This is a genomic window from Aliiroseovarius pelagivivens (assembly GCF_900302485.1).
In the GTDB taxonomy this organism is placed as follows: Bacteria; Pseudomonadota; Alphaproteobacteria; order Rhodobacterales; family Rhodobacteraceae; genus Aliiroseovarius; species Aliiroseovarius pelagivivens.
In genome coordinates, this window is record NZ_OMOI01000001.1 from 1,467,380 (window position 1) to 1,488,918 (window position 21,539).

Here is a 21,539-nt window from a genome sequence, read left to right on the forward strand (position 1 = left end):
GCGTTAGGCCATAGCCTCTAGAGCTTTTCCCAAGCGGGGCAACCGCGCTTTCTTCATCAGCTTGCGCAAGGTCCAGCTGTCGTCGCCCGACAGACGGATGGCTTCGGACAATACACGATTGGCCAGCGCAGCCATGTCGCTTGGATGGCTGTCGACAAAACCACGTAAGAACAGATCCGGGCTTTCACGGCGCATCCCCTCTTCCGCCAAGGTATGGCGCGGGAAATCGGCGTTGTTGAGCGTCAAAAGCACATCTGCGCCACCTGTTACCGCCGCGGCCAGAACATGAATATCGTTTTGATCCGGCAGCCAAAGGCGCGCCTCAACGCCGTCATTTGGCCGGATGCTCGCTTTTGGCCAGTTGGCGTTCAGCAGGGCGATCTCGCCGCGCGCAAAGGTCTCTTGTTCAGGACCAAGGCGGGCAGCCGCGCGCGCCCATTCTTCCAAGATGCGAGGAGACCAGAGCGGGATGAACATCCCCATCTTCGCCGCGCCCAACACCATCTCGCGCATGACGGTCGGGTAAAGGACGCAGGCGTCGATCAGGACTTTCACGGCAGGATCCGGAAGAACAGCGACTTCAGATACCCGCTTTCGGCCAGCTGCGGATGCATCGGGTGATCGGCCCCGGCAAAGCCCGTATGGATCAGTTGACTGCTGCGCTCTGCCCGGCCGATCCCACGGATCGAGGCACTGCGGAATTTGTCGATCGTCGCCGCGTGCGAGCATGAACACAGCCCCAGATAGCCGCCCGGGGCAACCAAGGTCGCCGCCAGACGGGCCACACGTTCATAGGCGCGCAAACCGGGTTCCAGTGCCCTTTTTGAAGGTGCAAAGGCGGGCGGATCGCAAATCACCACATCAAACTGCGCGCCTTCTTCGTTCAGCGCAGTCAAGACGTCAAACGCATCCCCCTTCCGGGTCGAGAAACGGTCAGACGCACCCATGGCATCAGCCCCACCTTCAGCCAAAGCCAAAGCAGCAGCCGATCCATCCACCGCAAGCGCCGAAGACGCGCCGCTTGCAAGCGCCGCCAAAGAAAACCCACCAACATGCGAAAACACATCCAGCACCCGCGCGCCTTTCGACAGGCCCGCTGCGAAAGCATGGTTGGGGCGCTGATCATAGAACAGTCCAGTTTTTTGCCCACCGGTCAGGTCCGCCAGATAGGTCGCGCCATTCATCGGCACGTGGACCGGCGCGTCAGGGGCCGCACCACGCAAAACCGCGTTCTCAGCGTCCAACCCTTCCAACTGACGTGCCCGACCCGCGGCATTTTTCAGGACCGTGGTGACACCCGTGACCTGCATCAAAGCTTCGGTCAGAAGATCCAGATGCGCTTCGGCCCAAGCCGCATTGGGCTGGATCACGGCCGTATCTCCGAACCGGTCAATGATCACGCCGGGCAAGCCGTCTGCCTCGGCATGGATCAAACGATAGAACGGGGCATCGAACAGGCGTGCGCGATGGTCCAGCGCCGCTTGCAGCTTTGTTTTGAACCAATCCACATCAATCTGCGCTGTAGGGTCTCGATCCAAGATCCGCGCGAAAATGCGCGATCCGGGCGAAACTGCGACAGTGCCCAGCACTTCTCGGCCCGCATCCTCAAGCGTCGCAATGCCACCAGCCGCGATTTTCTTGGTGCGACGGTCGGTGACAAGTTCGTTGTCAAAGACCCAAGGCGACCCGTGCCGAATGGCGCGTGCATTGGCCTTGGGCTTCAGGCGGATCACCGGGCGGTCAGATTGGTCTTGCGGAGTCTGTGTCATAGGGCGGCCTGTAAGGTTCAGTACGTTGTTGGACTTCCCTACCGCGTGGATATGGCAACGGAAAGGCCAATTCCATTGCCCCCGCTTGCTCAACAATCTGCCTTCGCGGCAATTCTACCTGTTGTTAGCGCTATCATTTTCTGTTATCCGGGGCACAAACGCGGTATCCTGACCGTAACGCGCAACCGTAAGCACTTGGAAAGGCACAACATGGCCACCCATCCGACCCTTACAGCCATCACCGACCGCATCATGGAACGCTCGCGCGACAGCCGCGCGACCTATCTGAAAAAGGTCGCAGCCGCGATTGAGGACGGGCCACGCCGCGCGCATCTCAGCTGTTCGGGTCAGGCCCATGCCTATGCCGGCGCGGGGGCGGATCAAGCGCAGCTTGCGACTGGACGCGCACCCAATATTGGGATCGTAACCGCCTATAACGACATGTTGTCAGCACACGCGCCATTTGCCAGTTACCCGGACCTGATCAAGCAGATTGCCCGCGAGCAAGGGGCAACGGCCCAAGTGGCTGGCGGTGTTCCTGCCATGTGCGACGGGGTCACGCAGGGTGAAACCGGGATGGAGCTGAGCCTGTTTTCCCGCGATGTAATTGCCATGGCTGCCGCCGTCGCGATGAGCCACAACACCTTTGATGCAGCCCTCTATCTGGGCGTCTGCGACAAGATCGTGCCGGGGCTGATCATTGCCGCCGCCAGCTTTGGCCATATCCCGACTTTATTTCTGCCCGCTGGCCCCATGACATCCGGCATCTCAAACGACGAAAAGGCCGAAACACGCAAGAAGTTCGCCACTGGCGACGCCACCCGGGAAGAGCTGATGGCATCCGAAATGGCCGCCTATCACGGACCCGGTACATGCACGTTCTACGGTACCGCGAACACCAACCAGATGCTGATGGAATTCATGGGCCTGCACCTGCCCGGCGCCTCGTTCGTCACGCCCGGCACGCCATTGCGCGACGCGCTGACCGCCGAAGGCACCCGCCGTGCGCTGGACATTGCCCACGGCAAGGATCAGTTCACACCGGTCGGTCACGTGCTGGACGAAAAAGCCTTTGTAAACGGGTTGGTTGGCTTGATGGCGACCGGAGGTTCGACAAACCTTGTCTTGCACCTGCCCGCAATGGCGCGCGCCGCTGGCATTATCCTGACACTGGAAGATTTCGCCGACATCTCGGCGCTGGTACCGCTGATGGCGCGGGTTTACCCCAATGGCCTGGCCGACGTGAACCATTTCCACGCCGCTGGCGGGTTGGGCTATATGATTGGCAACCTGCTTGAAGAAGGCCTGCTGCACCCCGACGCCACCACCAATGCAGGCAACCTGACTGCTTATGCACAAGAGGCGAAGCTGAACGGCGACCGCGTGCGTTGGGAACCCGCGCCTCGTGAAAGCCTAAACGACAAGATCCTGCGCCCCGCCAGTGACCCATTCCAGAAAACCGGCGGGCTGTCTCAGTTGTCGGGCAATCTGGGTCAGGGCGTGATCAAGATCTCGGCCGTGGACCCCGATCGCCATGTGATCGAAGCCCCCGCTCGCATTTTCCACGATCAGGAAAGCGTCAAAACCGCGTTTAAGGCGGGTGAGCTGACCGGCGACATCATCTTTGTCCTGCGCTTCCAAGGCCCCCGCGCGAATGGCATGCCAGAACTGCACGGTCTAACCCCGGTTCTGTCGGTCCTGCAATCTCGGGGCCAACGTGTGGCCCTGGTGACAGACGGACGCATGTCGGGCGCATCGGGCAAGGTTCCAGCCGCCATTCATGTGGCGCCAGAAGCCGCGGACGGTGGCCCCATTGCGCGCATCCGTGACGGCGACATCATCCGGCTGGATGCGACGAACGGGACGCTGGAAGTACTGACCGAAGGCGCCACAGACCGCCCTGCCGTACAGGTGGACTTAAGCGGAAACGGCGACGGCTGCGGTCGCGAACTGTTCGAGACCTTCCGCCGCGCGGCACGCCCGGCAACCGAAGGCGCAACATCGATATTTTAAGGGAGACAGCGACATGACACCCGATATGGCAAGCAACATCGCCGAAGAAATCTGCCGCTTGGCACCTGTGGTGCCCGTGCTGGTCGTGAAGGACGTGGCTCATGCTGCGCCCTTGGCAAAAGCTCTGGTCAAGGGGGGGCTTCCCGCATTGGAGGTGACCCTGCGCACCCCGGCGGCACTTGAAGTGATCACCGAAATGGCGCGGATCGAGGGCGGCGTGGTGGGTGCTGGCACATTGCTGACGTCTGACGACGTCGAGAATGCCAAGATGGCGGGCGCGACCTTCGGCGTGTCACCCGGCGCCACCGACAGGTTGCTGGATGCCTGCGAGGCCAACGACCTGCCGCTTCTACCCGGCGCGACCTCGGCCTCGGAAAGCATGCGCTTGCTTGAACGAGGCTACTCCGTGCAGAAATTCTTTCCTGCCGAAGCTGCAGGCGGTGTGCCCTTCCTGAAATCACTGTCCTCGCCCCTGCCCCAGATCCGCTTTTGCCCGACCGGTGGAGTCAGCCTGAAAAACGCAATGGACTATCTATCGCTGCCCAACACGCTCTGCGTCGGTGGGTCGTGGGTTGCACCGGCGGACCTGGTCGAAGCCGGCGATTGGGCGGGGATCGAAGCTCTGGCTGCCGAAGCCGCGGCGCTCACTGACTGACAGAACGCGACGGTCCTGCTATGAATTGGCATGGCCGCAAAATATGACAGAATTGGCATAGACTATGCGCAGCTACGCAAACCTGACCCGCGTATCGCGGCGCGGATCGAAGCTGCGTTGGGTGACGCGCAGACAGTCCTGAATGTCGGCGCAGGTGCCGGATCGTACGAGCCTGAAGGCCGCACACTGACAGCCGTCGAGCCCTCGGCCGAGATGATCGCCCAACGTCCCCCCTCGCCCACCCGCGTGGTTCAAGGCGTGGCCGAGGACCTGCCCTTTGATGACAACAGCTTTGATGCTGCGATGGCGGTCCTAACGATCCATCACTGGACGGATCAGGCCAAAGGCATGACCGAGATGCGGCGCGTGACCAAAGGGCCATTGGTTATCCTGTCTTACGACCCGTCGTTTCGTGATTTCTGGCTTCTGGATTATATCCCGCAACTGGCGGTGCTGGATGATGGGCAGATGCCACCGATGGCCGCCTATGACGCGTGGTTGGGCAGGGTCGAGGTCACCGAGCTACCCATACCCCACGACTGCACTGACGGCTTCCTGGCTGCCTATTGGCGCAGGCCCGAAGCCTATCTGGATCCACGTATTCGCGCCGCCATGTCATCTTTTCACGCCATCGGGGATATCTCGTCTGAACTGTCACAGCTGGCCAGCGACCTGTCAGACGGAACCTGGGCGCGCAAACACGCAGACTTGCTGGAACTGGACAATCGAGACTGTGGGTATCGCCTTGTGATAGCACATTAGCCCGCCATCGCCTCCGCCCCTTTGCGTCGCAACCAATTGCGAAACGTCACAGCATTCTGTGTCAGGGCTCCGGGGCGGGTCACGATATAATACCCCAGTTCGGTCTGCATGAAGCGGTGTAGAGACACGACGGTTCCCGCCTTGATCTGCGCTTCAATCAGAGACTTAGGTTGTACGGACACGCCCAACCCCGCCGTAACTGCCGACATCACCAACCCGCTGGTTTGCATGGTGGTCAGACTTACCAGATCCAGATCAATCCCTTCTTCTTCGACAATCCGACGTCGCTCCATCATATGGCTTTCCATCACCCACGGTAGATCCACCAGATCAGACAGGCTGTTCACCTGCCGCCCCCGGATCAGGTCGGGATGGGCGACGACGATAAATTCGCCATCGGTCAGAAGCTCTGTATCCATACCCGGCCAATTTCCGTCCCCATAACGGACCGCCAGATCCACCCCATCCCGACGGAGATCCACCAGATCCATGCTGGGATTGATGTTGATCGTAACCTCGGGATACTCGGCCCAGAACGAGCCGATCCGGGGCATCAGCCAATGGGAGGCGAAGGCGGGTGTGACCGAGATTTGGACCGGCCTGTCCTGTCCGCGCTGTCGGATCTGGTCGATCCCGTCGGCGATGGTTGAAAATCCAGTGCCAAGACTGTCTGCCAGCTGCCGCCCCGCATCGGTCAGCGCCATACCACGCCCCTGTCGCAGCAACAGCGGCTCGCCCAACTCTTCCTCAAGCTTGCGCACATGCTGACTGATAGCAGCGTGGGTCACGTTCAATTCGCGGGCCGCCTGACTGAGGTTTTGATGCCGTGCGGCAGCTTCGAACGCGCGCAACGTGGCCAGCGATGGCAGGGACCTCCAATCCATATTGTTACCTCATCTTACATATTGAAAATCATACTGCTTTGCCAGATGCACCCAATCAACCCTATTTTCATAACAGAACAAAGATATAAAGGAGAGAGACCATGATCTCGATACTATCAAATTCCTTCCGCACCGCCACCCGGACCGAGCGCCATACCGACGGCCAGAAAACCGTTTTTCGGGATGAACGGAAGATGCAGAACGACAGCCAGGCCCGCGCTGAAAAAGAACTACGCCGCTGGCATCGGAAGTGGTTTGCCGGCTAAGCGCTTTGGCTTACCAACCACCTGTCAGCCCAAGCCACAACATATGGCCGCGCCGGGTGACCTCGGCGTGGCCAAGCGCACCTTCGGTCACAAGAGCAGGCTGTTTTGCCGCCTGTTTCAGAATGCCTTGCGCTCGCCATGCACTGCGCAAGGCGGGATTTCCGCGACGCCCCAAGGCCGCACGTGCGTTGCTCAGATGTTCAAGACCACCCGCGCAGAGCGTCTGAATGACCTCGGCATCCGGGGTCACATGCCCCCGCCCGGCCTTGGCCAGCGCAGGCTGCGCCAGCAACCAGTTGGCCAGCCCTACTGCTTCGCCCAGATCTTCCAGCGCGGTGTCGATCTCGAAATCACCAGCAAATTCAGTCATGCCGCACAGCTGCCCCCCTGCCAGCATCAACGCGCCGGAGGTCGCACGCAGATAGGCGCGGATCTGATCAACGCCTTGAAGCTGGTTTCCCTGCACGTCGCCCTCGCGCGCTTCAACAATACGAAGCAAGGGCGCGGCCCGCATGTCGCCCCAGATCACCAGCTGAGACAGCGGCGTCGCAACATCGTGGCGCGGAGCCTCGGTCCCGTCGACAGCCCCCGTAATCACATCTCGCCAGAACTGAAGCCGGATCAAGGCCACCATCGGCTCTTGTGACATGTAAGGTGCGCGGGCGACTTCCAGATTGAACGCATAGAGCGGAAAAAGCCGCTTTCGTTCCTCCACCGTACCGCTCATCGCGGCCAGAAAACGATCCGGATCGCCTTTCAGAACCTGCTCGGCACAGGCAGCAATGGGATCATAATCTTCAGGAGCGGTCGTCATGCGGCCTGCGCCCCGTCACGCAGCAGCTTCCAGATGATCGCATCCAACAGCGCCTCGAACGAGGCGTCAACGATGTTCGGGCTGACGCCGACCGTGGACCAGCGGTGCCCGGCCCCGTCTTCACTGTCGATGATCACGCGGGTCTGTGCCTCGGTCCCGCCTTGGGTGATGCGCACCTTGAAATCGACCAGCTGCATGTCTTCGATGATCGCCTGATACGGCCCCAGATCCTTCGCCAATGCCTTTGCCAGCGCGTTCACCGGGCCGCGATCGGTACCGGATGCATCCATGCTTTCAGACACGGACAGCTTCTTGTCGTCACCGATTTTCACTACCACGATCGCCTCGGACAGGCTGATCATCTGGTTGCGCTTATTCTTGCGACGCTCAACCGTGACCTTATACCGCTTCACTTCGAAGAACTGCGGCAGTTGGCCCAGAACGTCACGGGCGACCAGCTCGAAACTGGCCTGCGCGCCGTCATAAGCATAGCCCTGATCCTCGCGTTCTTTCACGCGGTTCAGGATGTCGCCCAGACGCGGATCGCCCTTTTCGACCTCGATCCCAGCGTCGGCAAGGCGCGCGCGTAGGTTCGATTGTCCGGCCTGATTGGACATGGGCACGATACGCGTGTTGCCCACCGTTTCGGGCGGAATGTGTTCGTAGGTGGTCGGGTCTTTCAGGATTGCAGAGGCGTGCAGCCCCGCCTTATGCGCAAAGGCCGACGCGCCAACGAAGGGCGACGACTTGTTCGGCACGCGGTTCAGGATGTCATCCAGCTGGCGCGACATGCGGGTCAGACCCGCAAGAGCATCCTTGTTGACGCCCAGTTCATAGGCACTGGCATAAGGTTCCTTGGTCAACAGGATCGGGATCAATGTCACCAGATTGGCGTTGCCACAGCGCTCGCCCAGCCCGTTCAACGTGCCTTGCACCTGACGCGCGCCCGCATCAATGGCGGCCAGCGAACACGCCACCGCATTGCCCGTGTCGTCATGGGTGTGGATGCCCAGATGGTCGCCGGGGATACCCGCAGCAATGACCGCCTTGGTGATCTCGTACACTTCATGGGGAAGCGTGCCCCCGTTGGTGTCGCACAGCACAACCCAACGCGCCCCGGCGTCATAGGCGGCTTTCACACAGGTCAGCGCATAGTCGGGATTGGCTTTGTAGCCATCAAAGAAATGCTCGGCGTCATAAAGCGCCTCGCGCCCTTCCTTGACCATGTAAGCCATTGTCGCGCTGATGTTTTCGACGTTTTCGTCCAACGTGATACCAAGCGCAGTGGTGACGTGGAAATCGTGGCTTTTGCCCACCAGACAGACCGCAGAGGTGCCCGCGTTCATCACGCCCGCCAACACGTCGTCGTTTTCAGCCGAGTACCCTGCCCGTTTCGTCATTCCAAAGGCGGTGAACGTCGCGCGGGTCTTGGGGGCGGCATCGAAAAAGTCGCTGTCGGTCGGGTTCGCACCGGGCCAGCCGCCTTCGATATAGTCCACACCAAGCGCATCCAGAGCGGTTGCGATCTGCTGTTTTTCCGTCAGCGAGAACTGCACACCTTGGGTCTGCTGCCCGTCACGTAGCGTGGTGTCGTAGATGTAAAGGCGCTCTGTCATAGCAGCCCCTCCAATTTTGAGGCGTCGAAACCTGCACCCGGTTCAAGCTCGACCCCTTCCTTGGACATACGGATTTGAACGCCTGCCTCGGTCAAGGCGGCTTTCAGCGCGTCCACAGCGGAGAAATCTTTGGTTTCCATCGCAGCCACCCGGGTCTCGTGGAGCTTTTGCGCCAAGCCAGACAGGTCCACTGTGGGGGCTGTGGCCCAATCCCCCAATTCACCTGTCAAAAGCCCCAGCATTTGCGCTGAAGCCAACAGGCCGGAGGCGTCGCCTTCTGCCGCCATCTTGTGCAACTCGGCCAAAGCGCCTGCGGTATTCAGGTCATCCGCAATAGCCGCAGCAACAACTGGCGACGGGCTAGATGCTGGTTCGACACCTGCGGTCAAACCGCGCCACTTGCGCAGTGTCGCCTCCGCCTCGGCCCGCTTCTTCTCGGTCCAGTCCATTGGCTTGCGATAATGCGTGCCAAGAAACACGAAGCGGATTACCTCGCCCGGCACGCCCTGCTCTAGCAGGTCATGCACGGTGAAGAAGTTGCCCAAGGATTTGGACATCTTCTTGCCTTCGACCTGCAACATCTCGTTGTGCAGCCAATAGTTGGCAAACCCCGCATCGGGATGGCTGCATTTCGACTGCGCGATCTCGTTCTCATGGTGTGGGAATTGAAGGTCGTTGCCGCCGCCGTGGATGTCAAAAGACGCCCCCAGCAGGTCATGGCTCATGGCGGAACACTCGATATGCCAGCCTGGGCGGCCTCGGCCCCACGGGCTGTCCCAGCCGGGCAGATCATCGGTCGAAGGCTTCCACAGCACGAAATCCATCGGGTCGCGCTTATTGTCCGCAACCTCGACACGCGCGCCGGCGATCATGTCATCGACCGAGCGGCCCGACAGCTGTCCGTAGTCGTCATAGCTTTTCACCGAAAACAGCACATGCCCTGCCCCGTCCTGGTACGCATGCCCCTTGGCAATCAGATCCTCGATCATGTCGACCATCGGCTGGATGAACTCGGTCGCGCGCGGCATTTCGTTGGGGTCCATCGCCCCCAACGCGCGCATGTCGTTCAGGTACCACGCGATCGTCTCGTTCGAGCGTTCATGCACAAGTTCCTCCAACGTGCCGGAAGCGCCTGCTTCCTTGCGGGCCAGCGCGGTCGCGTTGATCTTGTCATCCACGTCGGTGAAGTTGCGCACATAGGTCACGTGATCCGCCCCATAGACATGGCGCAGCAGGCGATAGAGCACATCGAACACCACCACGGGGCGCGCGTTGCCCAGATGGGCGCGGTCATAGACCGTCGGCCCACAGACATACATGCGGACGTTATTGGGGTCGATCGGGGTGAAGTCCTGCTTCGCCCGCGCCATCGTGTTGTAAAGCTTGATATCCGTCATGTTGTCCTCGTGCGTCCGCGCATACGTGTTCCCACAGAATTTCCCGTGCGGGCTTACCAAGTTCCTGACATGTATGGAATAGAAGAACGGCCCGCCTGAGTATCTCAGTGGGTAATGCAGCAGATAATGATGATGCTTGTCCGTTTCATTAGAGGGACGCTATCACTCTTCCCCGCACCTGCCAAGCGGGTTATCGTCGGGCCATGACACGCGATGCAGTGAACAAGATTTGCGCAGCCCTTCCGGGCGCTGACTGGTCCGAGCCGTTTGGACCGGGACATGACGTGTGGAAAGTGGGCGACAAGATCTTTGCAGCGATAGGTGCGAAGACACCAGGCGTGTCCGTCAAAACCCCAGATATCGAGACTGCAACGATGCTGATCGAGGCCGGTGTCGGCGTCAAAGCGCCCTATTTTCATCGCTCATGGGTGAACATACCGTTCGACACGGACCCGGAAGAGCTAACTCATCGGATCCGCCGTTCTTATGCGCTGGTGCGGGGCAGCCTGACCAAAAAGGCCCAAGCCGCCCTACCCGCGTTTGCCGATCAAGCCTGAGCCGCGTTGGTTTTCACAGCCAGCACCCCTTTGGACCACATCATCACGACCTTATAGGCAATGGGCGGGATCATCAGGCTGGCGGCGACAAGGCTAAGCCCTGCAATGATGCGCAGAACCTCCGAGCCGGTAGAGACCGCAGCGATCTGCATCACGGTCGAAAATGCCGCCAGTGGGAATGTAAACGCCCCCCAAAGCGGGCTGAATCCGGCAACTGTCAGCCATCGCGCCCGCAGAACCAGTAGGCTTAGCAGTACAACGGCCAACGCACAGAGCGGATAGGCGACTTCAGGCAATCCGAGCATGAAGGCCACGGTGGGCAACACGCTGGCCGGAGCCAGGTGAATGGCCAGAAGCGGTCGCAGAGGTGGCGGGACATCTGCACGCAGGAATTGCGCAAGGCTGGCGCCCCAAATGGCGATTGCCACAACAAGGCTTCCCCAGAACGCCACGGTCGAGAATGCATGAAAACCCAAGGGCAGCGCAGGAAACGGGCTTAGGATGAAGCCAACAAACAACAGGTGCCACACAGGTGTGACCGAGCGCGCCTCGACCGGACCGGTGATCAGCGTGAAGGCCACGCGGCCAGCCACAAGAATATGCCCGGCGAGCGCGAGAGAGAAGATGACCGTTGCCCACGTCGTCGAGTAGACCACAATGCTGGCTGCCAACAGATATCCCGAAAGCATCATCGCAATCAGCCCTGCACGTCCCGGCAGTACCTTCAGATCTTCAAAGAAAGTGGCTGGTCGTTGAATTAGCTTCGCGATGTAAGCCACTACACAAAATAGATAAAGCAGCGTTACCGCGCCAAGGACCACATCCCCAAACCCGGCGGGCACCCCGAACACCTCGGTCGCACGACGCCACGCAAGGCCAAGCCCGAACAACCCCATGATTGGCGGAAAGATCGCAGGAGGCGTGCGCTGAAACAGGCGCGTCTTTTCGGGAATGGGCGGCGGAGGCGGGAAATATGGCGGTTTGCTCATTTGGGATCCTTTCGGCTTGCCCTGATGTAACGCGCGGCCAAGCTTTTCGAAAGCCCGCCCAAGGCGCGCTATTGTCGCATCCCTTTAGGGCTGTGTCAGCCCGTGACGGCCTGTCGTGCGTCCGACAGGGTCTGATGCACCGCCGCCCGCAGAAGCGAAGCCTCGGAACCGACGCCAAGGAACGTCACGCCGAGATCGCGATAATAGGAAAAATTCGTGCTGTCATAATGCAGGATGCCCGCCGCCTTCCCAGCGGCGCGGATCTTGGCGACACCGCCTGCGATGGCCTTTTTCACCTCGGGATGGCCGGGATTGCCGCGATGCCCCATATCGGCAGACAGATCCGCCGGACCAATGAAAACGCAGTCGACGCCGTCCACAGCGGCGATCTCGTCTAGGTTTTGCATCGCCACGCGCGTTTCAGCCTGCACGATCAGGCAGATCTCGTCATTGATGTTGGTGCCATAGTCCGCATTGCGCCCCCAACCCGAGGCCCGCGCCACAGCCGCGCCCATGCCGCGTCGCCCCTCGGGGGCATAGCGTGTGGCTGCCACCATTTGCTGCGCATGTTCGGCGGTGTCGACCATCGGGACCAGAACACTTTGTGCACCAAGATCAAGCACTTGCTTGATCACCCAGTCTTCGCCGATTGGGACACGTACGACGGGGCTGCTGTCATACCCGGTCATAGCACGCAGTTGGTTTTGGATCGTCACCGGATCGTAAGGCGCGTGTTCGCCATCGATAAGACACCAATCATACCCAGCCGCCGCAGCAATTTCCGTGGCCGAGACATCGCCAAGGTTCAACCACAGGCCGATCTGCATCTCGCCTGCGGCCAATTTCTTTTTCAGCGTGTTGGGTGATGCTGGCATTACGCCCTCCATTGCTTAACATCGCAACAATAAAGGTAGAGCATCACCGCACCCACGGCAAGCCCCTCCGACAGTTAGTTCAGATAGTCAGAACGCTGCAAACCGTACTTCGCCATCTTTTCGTTCAACGTCCGGCGCGGCAGGCACAGCTCATCCATCACGCCCACGATGGAACCCTTGTGACGACGCATCGTGTTGTCGATCAGCATCCGTTCGAACGCTTCTACGTATTCTTTCAAGGGCTTACCCTCGGTCGTCATCACAGGCTGAACCTCATCGTGGTCCGACATAAGAAGTGATGAGATCGTGCCCGATCCACGACGCGACTGAAGTACGGCACGTTCGGCGATGTTCTCAAGCTGACGGATGTTCCCCGGCCACGGCGCTTGCAGAAGCTGGGCGGCCTCTTGCGCGCTGACACCTGGCGCGGCACAGCCGTATTCGTCCGCGAACTGATCCGCGAAGACGGTGAACAGCATCAGGATATCTTCACCGCGCTGACGCAGCGGCGGTAGAGTGATCTTCATGGCTGCAAGGCGATAGAACAGATCGGGGCGTAGGCAATCTTCGCAGGTTTTGCCCTGCTCTTGCAGGTTACAGATCGCCACAACGCGGGTCTCGGCCGGGTTTCCTTGGTCGTTCATCCACGCGAGCAACCGCGCCTGAAGACCCATCGGCATGCCTTCGATATCTTCCAATACCAACGTGCCACCACGGGCCTCTTCGACCAGTGGCAGTGCGCCACCTTCGTCAAGCGGGCCAAAGAAGCGGCGGGTCAGCTCGTCTTCTTCCACACCCGCACAGGACGTCACGACGAAGCGCTTGCCGGCCTTGGCCCCCACCGCGTGCAGCGCATGGGCCACAAGGGTCTTGCCAGTACCGGTCTCGCCTTCAATCAACACATGACCGTCTGACTGACCGATATCCAAAATATCCTCGCGCAAGCGCGACATGATCGGGGACGCGCCGATCAGCTTTTTCATGATCGTGGTGCCGTCCCCCAGCTCGCGACGCAGCGCGCGGGCATCCATTGCCATGCGGCGTTTATGGGTGGCGCTTTTCACCAGTTTGGTCAGCTGGTCCGGGTTGAATGGCTTTTCAAGGAAGTCATAGGCGCCGACGCGCATCGCCTCGACCGCCATCGGCACATCACCGTGACCGGTGATCATGATTACGGGAAGGCTGCTGTCTTGGCTCATCAGTTTCTTCAGAAACCCCATGCCATCCAGACCCGGCATGCGGATGTCAGACACCACAATACCCGGATAGTCCGGCCCAATGGCTTTCAACGCCTCTTCGGCAGAGGGAAAAGTGTCGGTCTCAAATCCCGACAGGGACAGCCACTGAGAAATGGACTGTCGCATATCCTGTTCGTCATCGACGATCGCGATTTTAATTGCCTGTGCCATGTCGCTCTCCTAAGTGCGCTTCTTGTCTTGGCCGCTATTCCGCGGCTTCAATATCGGCGTCTTCCGATTTTAAGATAGGAAGTTCGACCTCAAATACAGCCCCCCCGTCTTGACCATTGCGCGCGGTCAAACGACCACCAAGGTCAGACACGATACCTGACGAGATCGCCAGACCCAACCCAACCCCGTCGCCCGGAGCCTTGGTCGTGTAGAAGGGTTCAAAAAGACTATCCAAATCGTCCACGCCGTTTCCGTTATCGCGCACCGTGATCAAGGCGTAGTCGCCAAGGCTGACAATGATGTCCACCTGCGGCAGCTCGACGGACTTGGTCGCGTCCAATGCGTTGCGCAGCAAATTGATCAGGACTTGCTCCAAGCGCAAGCGATCGCCCATCACCATCACCGGATCGCGCGGAATATTGCGCGTGATGCGGACTTCGCGGCGTTTTAGCTGGGGTTCCATCATCGACAAGGCCGAAGAAACGCAGTCGCGCACATCCATCGGCTCGAATGAATCACCCCCCTTACGGGCATAAGACTTCAGTTGGCGCGTGATGGCACCCATACGTCCAATCAGGTCATCAATCCGCTGGAAGCTGGACAGCGCCTCATCGGGCCGCTTGCGCTGCAACAACAGCCGCGCGCCCGCCAGATAGGTCTTCATCGCGGCTAGCGGCTGATTCAACTCGTGACTGACCGCCGCCGACATTTCACCCAACGCCGCCAGCTTCGAGCTTTGCGCCAAGGTCTGTTCCGCCACTTGCAGATTTTCCTCGGCTCGTTTGCGCTCGGCGATCTCGCGCTGGAGCGCGAGGTTTAGCTGGCGCAGCTCGGCCGATTCCTGTGCAAATTCGACGCTACGCCATTGGGCGCGGCGGCTGATCATGTAGAACAGCAGCGACAAAAGCATGGCGAAGGCCATGATTTCCAAGGACAAAACAGCGTTCACCTTCTCTCGCACCGAGGCATAGGAAGTGAACGAGGTCATCCGCCAGCCCTGAAACGGTACGCGCGTCTCATGACGCATAACGGCCTCGCCCAGGTAAAGCACTTCGGTGGGAAGGCCCGACCAATCAATGGCCTGACGCGCGGAACGGCGAATGGCTTCGGGTGCGGACACCGTGGCCAGCGCCTCGCCTTCAAGTTTGCCGCGCCAGCGTGGTTCGGTGGAGAGAATCACATTCCCTTCGCTGTCAGTCACCAAAACCGCGTCCGAAATGCCGGCCCAACTGGTTTCGAATTTCTGCAGATCCACCCCGACGACAATCACGCCCAGTGTATTGCCCGCCTGTTCAACCTTGCGCGAATAGGTAAATACGTATCGCCCTGAATCCGTCTGAACCGTGGTGAACACCGTGTCATTGCTGCGCAAAGCTTCGATGAAATAGGGATCCGAGCGGTGCTGCGACCCCAATATCTCGCGGTTGGTCGCCGCCACAGCGCGACCATCACGATCCAGAAGCAGAAGGGACGCGGCCTCGATCTCGTCCAGATAGGAAATCAGCCGCGCGGTGCTCTGCGAGAAATCCGAACTGTTCAACGCCGAAATCAGCGCCGGATCGCGCGACAACAGCAGCGGTACTACCGAATTTCTCTGAAGTTCGCTAATCAGGTTGCCCGAATACAGCGCCACGCGCAGCTCGGCCCGGTTGCGGGTCGTTTCCGTATAGCGTTCAGTCAGAAGGTTGTTCGAGACATAGACCACCGCCACGGCCAATGAGATCAAAGCGATCAGCACCAGCCGTGCGCGCATGCTGGCCCCGGGGCGTGAAGGCCGCGGGTCGGGCATGGTGTTTGTGGTCTCATCCCCCATAGGGGAAAGATAGGGCGCTTCAGGCCCCATCACAATCAGGCCGCGACGACGCTGTCCACCAACGAGCGGAACATTGCCACTCCGTCAGTGCCACCATGCAGCGCGTCCACGCAGCGTTCCGGGTGCGGCATCATGCCAAGGACCCGGCGGTTCTTGGAAATCACGCCCGCAATATCCCCGGTCGAGCCGTTCGGATTGTCGGAATAGGTGAAAGCAATCCGGCCTTCATCACGCAGCTGTGCCAGCTTCTCATCCGTGACGTTGTAGTTGCCGTCATGGTGCGCCACTGGCACGGTGATCTCTTGCCCTTGCTCATAGCCGGACAGGAAGTCACAATCTGTGGTTTCCACTTTCAAACCAACAGGTTTGCAGATGAACTTAAGGTTCGCGTTGCGCATCAACGCACCTGGAAGAATGCCGGTTTCGGTCAGCACCTGAAAGCCGTTGCAGATACCGATGGCATAGCCGCCACGCTCGGTGTGCTTGATCAGCGACCGGGTGATGGGCGACTGGGCCGCGATGGCACCGCAGCGCAGATAGTCCCCGAACGAGAATCCTCCGGGCACGCCCACGATATCCAGATCGGTGGGCAGCTCGGTTTCCTTGTGCCAGATCATCTGGACCTGCGCACCTGCGCGCTCAAATGCTACCGCCAGATCGCGGTCACAGTTCGAACCCGGAAAGACAATTACACCGGCCTTCATCACAGCACCTGAATGGAGTAGTTTTCGATCACGGTATTGGCCAGAAGCTTCTCGCACATATCCTTGATCTGAGCTTCCGACGTGCCTTCGGCCACGTCCAGCTCGATCACTTTGCCCTGACGGACTTTTTCGACGCCCTCAAAGCCCAAGTTGCCAAGCGCGTGGCGCACGGCCTCGCCCTGAGGGTCCAGAACGCCGGGTTTCAGCATCACATCAACACGTACTTTCATCGGTACACTTCCTTAGTTGATCAGGGTCGGTTTGGTGGCGGCATGGGTCACGTTCGAAGGCAGAACCCCCAGTCGACGCGCGACCTCGGTATAAGCATCGTTCAGGTTGCCAAGATCCTGGCGGAACACGTCTTTGTCCAGCTTCTGGCCGGTTTCGATGTCCCACAGGCGGCAGCTGTCTGGGCTGATTTCGTCGGCAACGATCAAGCGCAGGAAATCACCTTCGTAAACGCGCCCGAATTCGATTTTGAAATCGATCAGCTTGATGCCAACGCCATACATAGTGCCGGACATGAAGTCATTGACGCGCAGCGCCATGGCAACGATGTCGTCCATGTCCTGCTGCGAGGCCCAGCCAAAGGCGATGATATATTCTTCAGGCACCAGCGGATCGCCAAGCGCATCATCTTTATACGAAAACTCGACGATGGGGCGCGGCAGGCGTGTGCCTTCTTCGATCCCCAGACGTTTCGCCATCGAGCCCGCAGCGTAGTTGCGCACGATCACTTCCAGCGGCACGATCTCGGCTGCGCGGACCAGTTGTTCGCGCATGTTGAGACGTTTGATAAAGTGGTTCGGCACGCCAATCTGGGTCAAACCGTTCATAAAGAACTCGGACAGACGGTTGTTCAACACGCCCTTGCCCTCGATTACGTCCTTCTTCTCGGCATTGAACGCGGTGGCGTCATCCTTGAAATACTGAACGATGGTTCCGGGCTCGGGGCCTTCATACAGAACCTTTGCCTTGCCTTCATAAAGCTTCTTGCGCCGTGCCATGGGGTCCCTCACGTCAGGTTAGACGGGTATGCGCGTCACGGGCCCCCTGCCCGGTCGCGACTCCGCCGTTGCCCGCCCTATACGGTAAAGGCCCATGTGGGGCAAGAATATCGCCCCCAAGAAACACCATTGAAACAACAAATACAGGAAATCACCCCCGTGAGAGCGCTAGCGGGGTTGCGATACGCGCCTGTGATTGGCATATCAGACAGGAATGCGGACGCAGGTGCATGCCGCCTGCGCACGGTAATAAAGACCCCGCCAGTTGATAAGGGAACACCATGACCACCTTTGACGATCGCGAAAGCGCCTTTGAAGCCAAATTTGCCCACGACGAAGAAATGATCTTCAAGGCCGAAGCCCGTGCCAACAAGAAACTTGGCCTTTGGGCGGCCGAGAAGCTGGGAAAAACCGGCGATGACGCCGAAGCCTATGCTCGCGAAGTTATCGTTTCGGACTTCGAAGAAGCCGGCCACGAAGACGTAGTACGCAAGGTCACCGGAGACCTGAGCAGCGTAACAGCCGATGAAGTTCGTGCCAAGCGCGCCGAATTGCTGGCTCAAGCCAAAAAAGAAATCATGACCGAGGTATAAGCACCTCTCTATCATGTTGGAATTCAGGAAGGCGCGTCCGCAAGACGCGCCTTTTTCTCAAATAGGTTTCAAGCGCGCTGTCCAAAACGGATGTGTCGCAAAAACCTAAACTTAGAGACGTTAAGACTTCCTTCGTCGCAAACCTCCATGCTGCGCATAGGCATGTGGGACAAGATGGGGGCCGTGATTTATGAAACACGCTAAGGACACATCAGGTAGAACAGCCAATCGTGGACTATCGGCCGCGCTTACCCGCAGCGCGGAAAACGGATTGGATCTGCGTCGTGCCGCGCTGCGCCAGTTGCTGCCTATTGGACTGACCATCGGTTTGGTTGCCCTGTTGTGGCAGCGCGCTGGCGGATTGGACCTGCCCTATATCTACGCCTCACTGAAAACTGTATCGCCAGTTCAGTGGTTTGGAGCGGCCCTGTTTTCGGTCGCCTCGTTCTGGGCCCTTGGAAAATACGATGGTGTCGTCCATCGATTGATCGGCACAGATGTCTCATCCAAAGCAGCTGAACGTGCGGGGATCACCGCCATCGCCTTGTCGCAGACCGTCGGGCTTGGTGTAATCTCGTCTGCATTTGTGCGTTGGCGTATGCTTCCTGAGCTATCCTTGATGCAAGCGATGCGGATCTCGGCCATTGTGGCCATGTCTTTCCTGTCCGCATGGGCCGTTGTGGCCTCTATCATCGCACTGACCGTCCCGATGACGTTGCCTTGGGCGGGTTGGATCGCATGGGTCGTTTTGGGTGGTGCTGCGGTGTTTGCGCTTTTGTCGGTCCTGCGTCCGTCCATCATGGCTGCGCTACACATTCCACCTCTGCGCGCGATGGGTGCGTTTTTGGCGTTAGCCTTGATTGATACGGCCGCCGCAGGTGCCGCATTGTGGATGGTCCTGCCTGACGGGTGCGAAGTCGCTCTTCTTCCCTTGATCGCAGCCTATCTTCTAGCCTTGGGCGCTGGTTTGATCAGCAGCGCACCAGGCGGCATGGGCGCGTTCGAGGTCACGCTTCTGGCCCTGCTTCCAGCACTGGACGCTGAACCGCTTTTGGCAGCCATACTTGCCTTCCGCGCCGTTTATTATGCCCTGCCTGCTCTGATTGCAGCCGCCGTAACGATCCGCGGACCTGTAAGTACGCCGCGCTCTGATACGAACACTGCCTGCCCTGCCCTCGTGTCTGTGAAATCGGCACCCAACCTGCCAGCGCATATAGCCCAAGTGATCGCTGAAGCTCCACGTGCGGAAGCAGGTCTGCTGCGCCAAGGGCGGCTTTCCTTGCTGACAACGGGTCGAGACGCCGCCGCAGCGATGGCAGCGTCCTCGGGCCAGAGTCTTCTGGTTTTGTCAGATCCACTCTCGGCAGCCACGGATCGTGGGGCTTTGCTTTCGGACATTAAATCGCTGGCAAAACGCAGCTTTCTGACGCCATTTCTCTATAAAGCCGGAGGCCGCTGGGCTTCAGCTGCCCGCCAAGCCGGTTGGCAGGTTATGCCCATTGCGCGTGAAGGCTGGATTGATCCAACGGAATTTACATTGGACGGATCCACCAAGCGCCAATTGCGACGGAAACTTCGACAGGCTGACGCGGCGGGGCTTTCTTTTTGCGAAGCCGGTGCCGACCTGCCCATTTGTGATATGCAGCAAATCGCCGACGAGTGGCGCAAGGCCCGCGGAGGGGAGCGTGGCTTCTCGATGGGAAAATGGCATCCTGACCACCTGCCCCACGCTCGTGTCTATCTGGCATGGAAGAACGGTTCGCTTGTTGGGTTCCTGACCCTCCACGAAAATGTTGCCGAACAGGTGTTGGACCTGATGCGTATGCGCCCGGATGCCCCTGATGGCACCATGCACGCGCTGCTGAACTACGCCATCTCTCGGGCCGCGAACGCGGGATGCACGCGCCTGTCTTTGGCTGCGGTCCCTCTGGAAGAACAGTCCGGGGAACCTTGGGCGTTCCACCACGCCAGACTGAAACTGGACAACATCAGCGGCGCCGCTGGTCTGCGCCAATTCAAGACGTCTTTCGCACCCAGCTGGGAGACGCTTTATGCAGCAGCTCCTACTCGTGTGGCACTTGCGTTTGGGGCTCTGGATATCTCGCGCGAGATTTGCCGCAAGGTTGAAGTCGGGAATGTGAAATAACACCGCCACCCCCGCGCTGGCACCCAGCCAGATCCACACATGCAATCCGCTCGCACGCCGCAATACACGATGCGCGTTTGAAAACCATTCAGATGCAACATGAACGTATTGCATTTGCGCCGGACGGCGTTACGTGGCAGGTAGCGCCTAGACCAGCGGTGAACGGAGACACCCATGACAGATGCCCTGACGAAACTGATGAACGAACGCGATTGGTTGATGGCGGATGGCGCCACCGGCACGACCCTGTTCAATATGGGGCTGACATCGGGCGACGCTCCCGAGCTGTGGAACGTCGACAAACCGGACAACATCCGCGCGCTGTATCGTGGACCGGTCGAGGCCGGGTCGGACATCTTCCTGACCAATACATTCGGCGGCAATGCCTCGCGTCTGAAACTTCACGGTGCCGAAGGGCGCGTACGCGAACTGAACCGAGTCGGAGCCGAGCTTGGTCGTGAAGTGGCTGATGCATCTGGCCGAACCGTCATCGTGGCAGGCTCGGTTGGTCCGACAGGTGAAATTATGGAACCCATGGGGTCCTTGACCTTCAACGGCGCGGTCGAGATGTTCCACGAACAGGCCGAAGGTCTGAAAGAAGGCGGCGCAGATGTGCTTTGGGTCGAAACGATCTCGGCCCCGGAAGAATACAAGGCCGCCGCCCGCGCTGCTGAACTGACTGGAATGCCATGGTGTGGCACGATGAGCTTTGACACCGCCGGGCGCACCATGATGGGTTTGACCTCTGCCGATCTGGCGAAAATGGTTGAAACCCTGCCGAACCCGCCGCTTGCCTTCGGGGCCAATTGCGGCGTCGGCGCTGCAGACCTTCTGCGCACTGTACTGGGCTTCGCCGCCCAAGGATCCGAACGCCCGATCATCGCCAAAGGCAACGCCGGCATTCCGCAATATGTGGACGGTCATATCCATTATGATGGCACACCTGAGCTGATGGCTGACTACGCCGTTCTAGCCCGCGACTGTGGCGCCAAGATCATTGGCGGCTGCTGCGGGACGACACCTGAGCACCTGAAGTCTATGCGCGAAGCACTGGAAACACGTCCGGCAAGCAATACGCGCCCGACGCTGGACCAGATCTCGGAAGCGATTGGTGGGTTCTCGTCAGCCTCGGACGGTACCGGCGACGATGCCAATCAGCCCGCACGTCGCAACCGTCGTCGTCGCAGCTGATACAATCAACTTACTAGCATACAAGACGGGCGCTCGCACAGCGAGCGCCCCTTGCCCGCCGCAGGCGCGGGTCCGTGCG

Annotated in this window: 21 protein-coding genes; 8 read left to right on the forward strand and 13 right to left on the reverse strand. The window is 59.6% G+C overall.

The window, feature by feature from the left end:
* Positions 1-3: 3 nt before the first annotated feature.
* Together ALP8811_RS07190 and ALP8811_RS07195 are read right to left on the reverse strand one after the other, a co-directional pair.
* Positions 4-555: an RSP_2648 family PIN domain-containing protein gene (locus ALP8811_RS07190; protein WP_108856451.1), complete on the reverse strand. Its 552-nt coding sequence runs from the start codon at positions 553-555 to the stop codon at positions 4-6.
* Positions 552-1,769, reverse strand: a complete 1,218-nt coding sequence (locus tag ALP8811_RS07195) for an RSP_2647 family RNA methyltransferase (protein ID WP_108856452.1) — start codon at positions 1,767-1,769, stop codon at positions 552-554. Before ALP8811_RS07195 ends, ALP8811_RS07190 begins: the two co-directional genes overlap by 4 nt.
* Before the next feature lie 210 nt (positions 1,770-1,979).
* Between ALP8811_RS07195 and edd the strand changes: the two genes are divergently transcribed.
* Genes edd through ALP8811_RS07210 form a run of 3 tightly spaced genes read left to right on the forward strand, consistent with a single transcriptional unit; the run spans position 1,980 to position 5,199 of the window.
* On the forward strand, positions 1,980-3,782 hold the full coding sequence (gene edd / locus ALP8811_RS07200; protein WP_108856453.1) for a phosphogluconate dehydratase: 1,803 nt from the start codon (positions 1,980-1,982) through the stop codon (positions 3,780-3,782).
* Between the two features lie 13 nt (positions 3,783-3,795).
* Entirely contained in the window at positions 3,796-4,437 is a 642-nt protein-coding gene (eda, locus tag ALP8811_RS07205) for a bifunctional 4-hydroxy-2-oxoglutarate aldolase/2-dehydro-3-deoxy-phosphogluconate aldolase (RefSeq protein WP_108856454.1), read from the forward strand.
* A 30-nt stretch (positions 4,438-4,467) separates the two neighbouring features.
* Positions 4,468-5,199 (forward strand): class I SAM-dependent methyltransferase, encoded by a 732-nt coding sequence (locus tag ALP8811_RS07210; RefSeq protein ID WP_108856455.1) that lies wholly within the window; start codon positions 4,468-4,470, stop codon positions 5,197-5,199.
* Here ALP8811_RS07210 and ALP8811_RS07215 read toward each other — a convergent pair.
* Entirely contained in the window at positions 5,196-6,083 is an 888-nt protein-coding gene (locus ALP8811_RS07215; RefSeq protein ID WP_108856456.1) for a LysR family transcriptional regulator, read from the reverse strand. The genes ALP8811_RS07210 and ALP8811_RS07215 overlap by 4 nt on opposite strands.
* Before the next feature lie 101 nt (positions 6,084-6,184).
* Between ALP8811_RS07215 and ALP8811_RS16330 the strand changes: the two genes are divergently transcribed.
* Entirely contained in the window at positions 6,185-6,349 is a 165-nt protein-coding gene (locus tag ALP8811_RS16330; RefSeq protein WP_181363706.1) for a hypothetical protein, read from the forward strand.
* A gap of 10 nt (positions 6,350-6,359) precedes the next feature.
* Here ALP8811_RS16330 and ALP8811_RS07220 read toward each other — a convergent pair whose 3' ends face one another.
* From ALP8811_RS07220 to cysS, 3 genes are read right to left on the reverse strand one after another with little or no spacing between them, the layout of a single operon-like run.
* On the reverse strand, positions 6,360-7,163 hold the full coding sequence (locus ALP8811_RS07220) for a squalene/phytoene synthase family protein (protein ID WP_108856457.1): 804 nt from the start codon (positions 7,161-7,163) through the stop codon (positions 6,360-6,362).
* Complete coding sequence (cimA, locus tag ALP8811_RS07225) at positions 7,160-8,779, reverse strand: citramalate synthase (protein ID WP_108856458.1); 1,620 nt, start codon at positions 8,777-8,779, stop codon at positions 7,160-7,162. The genes ALP8811_RS07220 and cimA overlap by 4 nt, the downstream gene beginning before the upstream one ends.
* Positions 8,776-10,176 (reverse strand): cysteine--tRNA ligase, encoded by a 1,401-nt coding sequence (gene cysS, locus ALP8811_RS07230; protein WP_108856459.1) that lies wholly within the window; start codon positions 10,174-10,176, stop codon positions 8,776-8,778. Before cysS ends, cimA begins: the two co-directional genes overlap by 4 nt.
* A gap of 203 nt (positions 10,177-10,379) precedes the next feature.
* Here cysS and ALP8811_RS07235 point away from each other — a divergent pair, with 203 nt between their 5' ends.
* Positions 10,380-10,733: an MmcQ/YjbR family DNA-binding protein gene (locus tag ALP8811_RS07235; protein WP_108856460.1), complete on the forward strand. Its 354-nt coding sequence runs from the start codon at positions 10,380-10,382 to the stop codon at positions 10,731-10,733.
* On the opposite strand, the gene ALP8811_RS07240 is transcribed toward ALP8811_RS07235, so the two are convergent.
* The 7 genes from ALP8811_RS07240 to purC all read right to left on the reverse strand — a co-directional run bounded on the left by ALP8811_RS07240 (position 10,724) and on the right by purC (position 17,530).
* Positions 10,724-11,722, reverse strand: a complete 999-nt coding sequence (locus tag ALP8811_RS07240; protein WP_108856461.1) for a TDT family transporter — start codon at positions 11,720-11,722, stop codon at positions 10,724-10,726. The two genes, ALP8811_RS07235 and ALP8811_RS07240, sit on opposite strands and share 10 nt — an antisense overlap.
* A 95-nt stretch (positions 11,723-11,817) precedes the next feature.
* Entirely contained in the window at positions 11,818-12,597 is a 780-nt protein-coding gene (locus tag ALP8811_RS07245; RefSeq protein WP_108856462.1) for an HpcH/HpaI aldolase family protein, read from the reverse strand.
* Between the two features lie 74 nt (positions 12,598-12,671).
* Complete coding sequence (locus tag ALP8811_RS07250) at positions 12,672-14,006, reverse strand: sigma-54-dependent transcriptional regulator (protein ID WP_108856463.1); 1,335 nt, start codon at positions 14,004-14,006, stop codon at positions 12,672-12,674.
* A gap of 34 nt (positions 14,007-14,040) precedes the next feature.
* Positions 14,041-15,795 carry a sensor histidine kinase gene (locus ALP8811_RS07255; RefSeq protein ID WP_108857472.1) on the reverse strand — a complete coding sequence of 585 codons (1,755 nt, stop codon included), beginning with the start codon at positions 15,793-15,795 and terminating at the stop codon, positions 14,041-14,043.
* A 59-nt stretch (positions 15,796-15,854) separates the two neighbouring features.
* Positions 15,855-16,523, reverse strand: a complete 669-nt coding sequence (purQ, locus tag ALP8811_RS07260) for a phosphoribosylformylglycinamidine synthase subunit PurQ (RefSeq protein WP_108856464.1) — start codon at positions 16,521-16,523, stop codon at positions 15,855-15,857.
* On the reverse strand, positions 16,523-16,753 hold the full coding sequence (gene purS, locus ALP8811_RS07265) for a phosphoribosylformylglycinamidine synthase subunit PurS (protein ID WP_108856465.1): 231 nt from the start codon (positions 16,751-16,753) through the stop codon (positions 16,523-16,525). The genes purQ and purS overlap by 1 nt, the downstream gene beginning before the upstream one ends.
* A gap of 12 nt (positions 16,754-16,765) precedes the next feature.
* Entirely contained in the window at positions 16,766-17,530 is a 765-nt protein-coding gene (gene purC, locus ALP8811_RS07270) for a phosphoribosylaminoimidazolesuccinocarboxamide synthase (protein WP_108856466.1), read from the reverse strand.
* Positions 17,531-17,811: 281 nt separating this feature from the next.
* On the opposite strand from purC, the gene ALP8811_RS07275 reads away from it, so the two are divergent.
* The 3 genes from ALP8811_RS07275 to bmt all read left to right on the forward strand — a co-directional run bounded on the left by ALP8811_RS07275 (position 17,812) and on the right by bmt (position 21,460).
* Positions 17,812-18,123: a DUF1476 domain-containing protein gene (locus tag ALP8811_RS07275; protein ID WP_108856467.1), complete on the forward strand. Its 312-nt coding sequence runs from the start codon at positions 17,812-17,814 to the stop codon at positions 18,121-18,123.
* 190 nt (positions 18,124-18,313) lie between these two features.
* Positions 18,314-20,269, forward strand: coding sequence for a phosphatidylglycerol lysyltransferase domain-containing protein (locus ALP8811_RS07280; protein ID WP_108856468.1), 1,956 nt, complete (start codon positions 18,314-18,316; stop codon positions 20,267-20,269).
* Positions 20,270-20,443: 174 nt separating this feature from the next.
* Positions 20,444-21,460 (forward strand): betaine--homocysteine S-methyltransferase, encoded by a 1,017-nt coding sequence (gene bmt, locus ALP8811_RS07285; RefSeq protein WP_108856469.1) that lies wholly within the window; start codon positions 20,444-20,446, stop codon positions 21,458-21,460.
* Positions 21,461-21,539 lie beyond the last annotated feature (79 nt).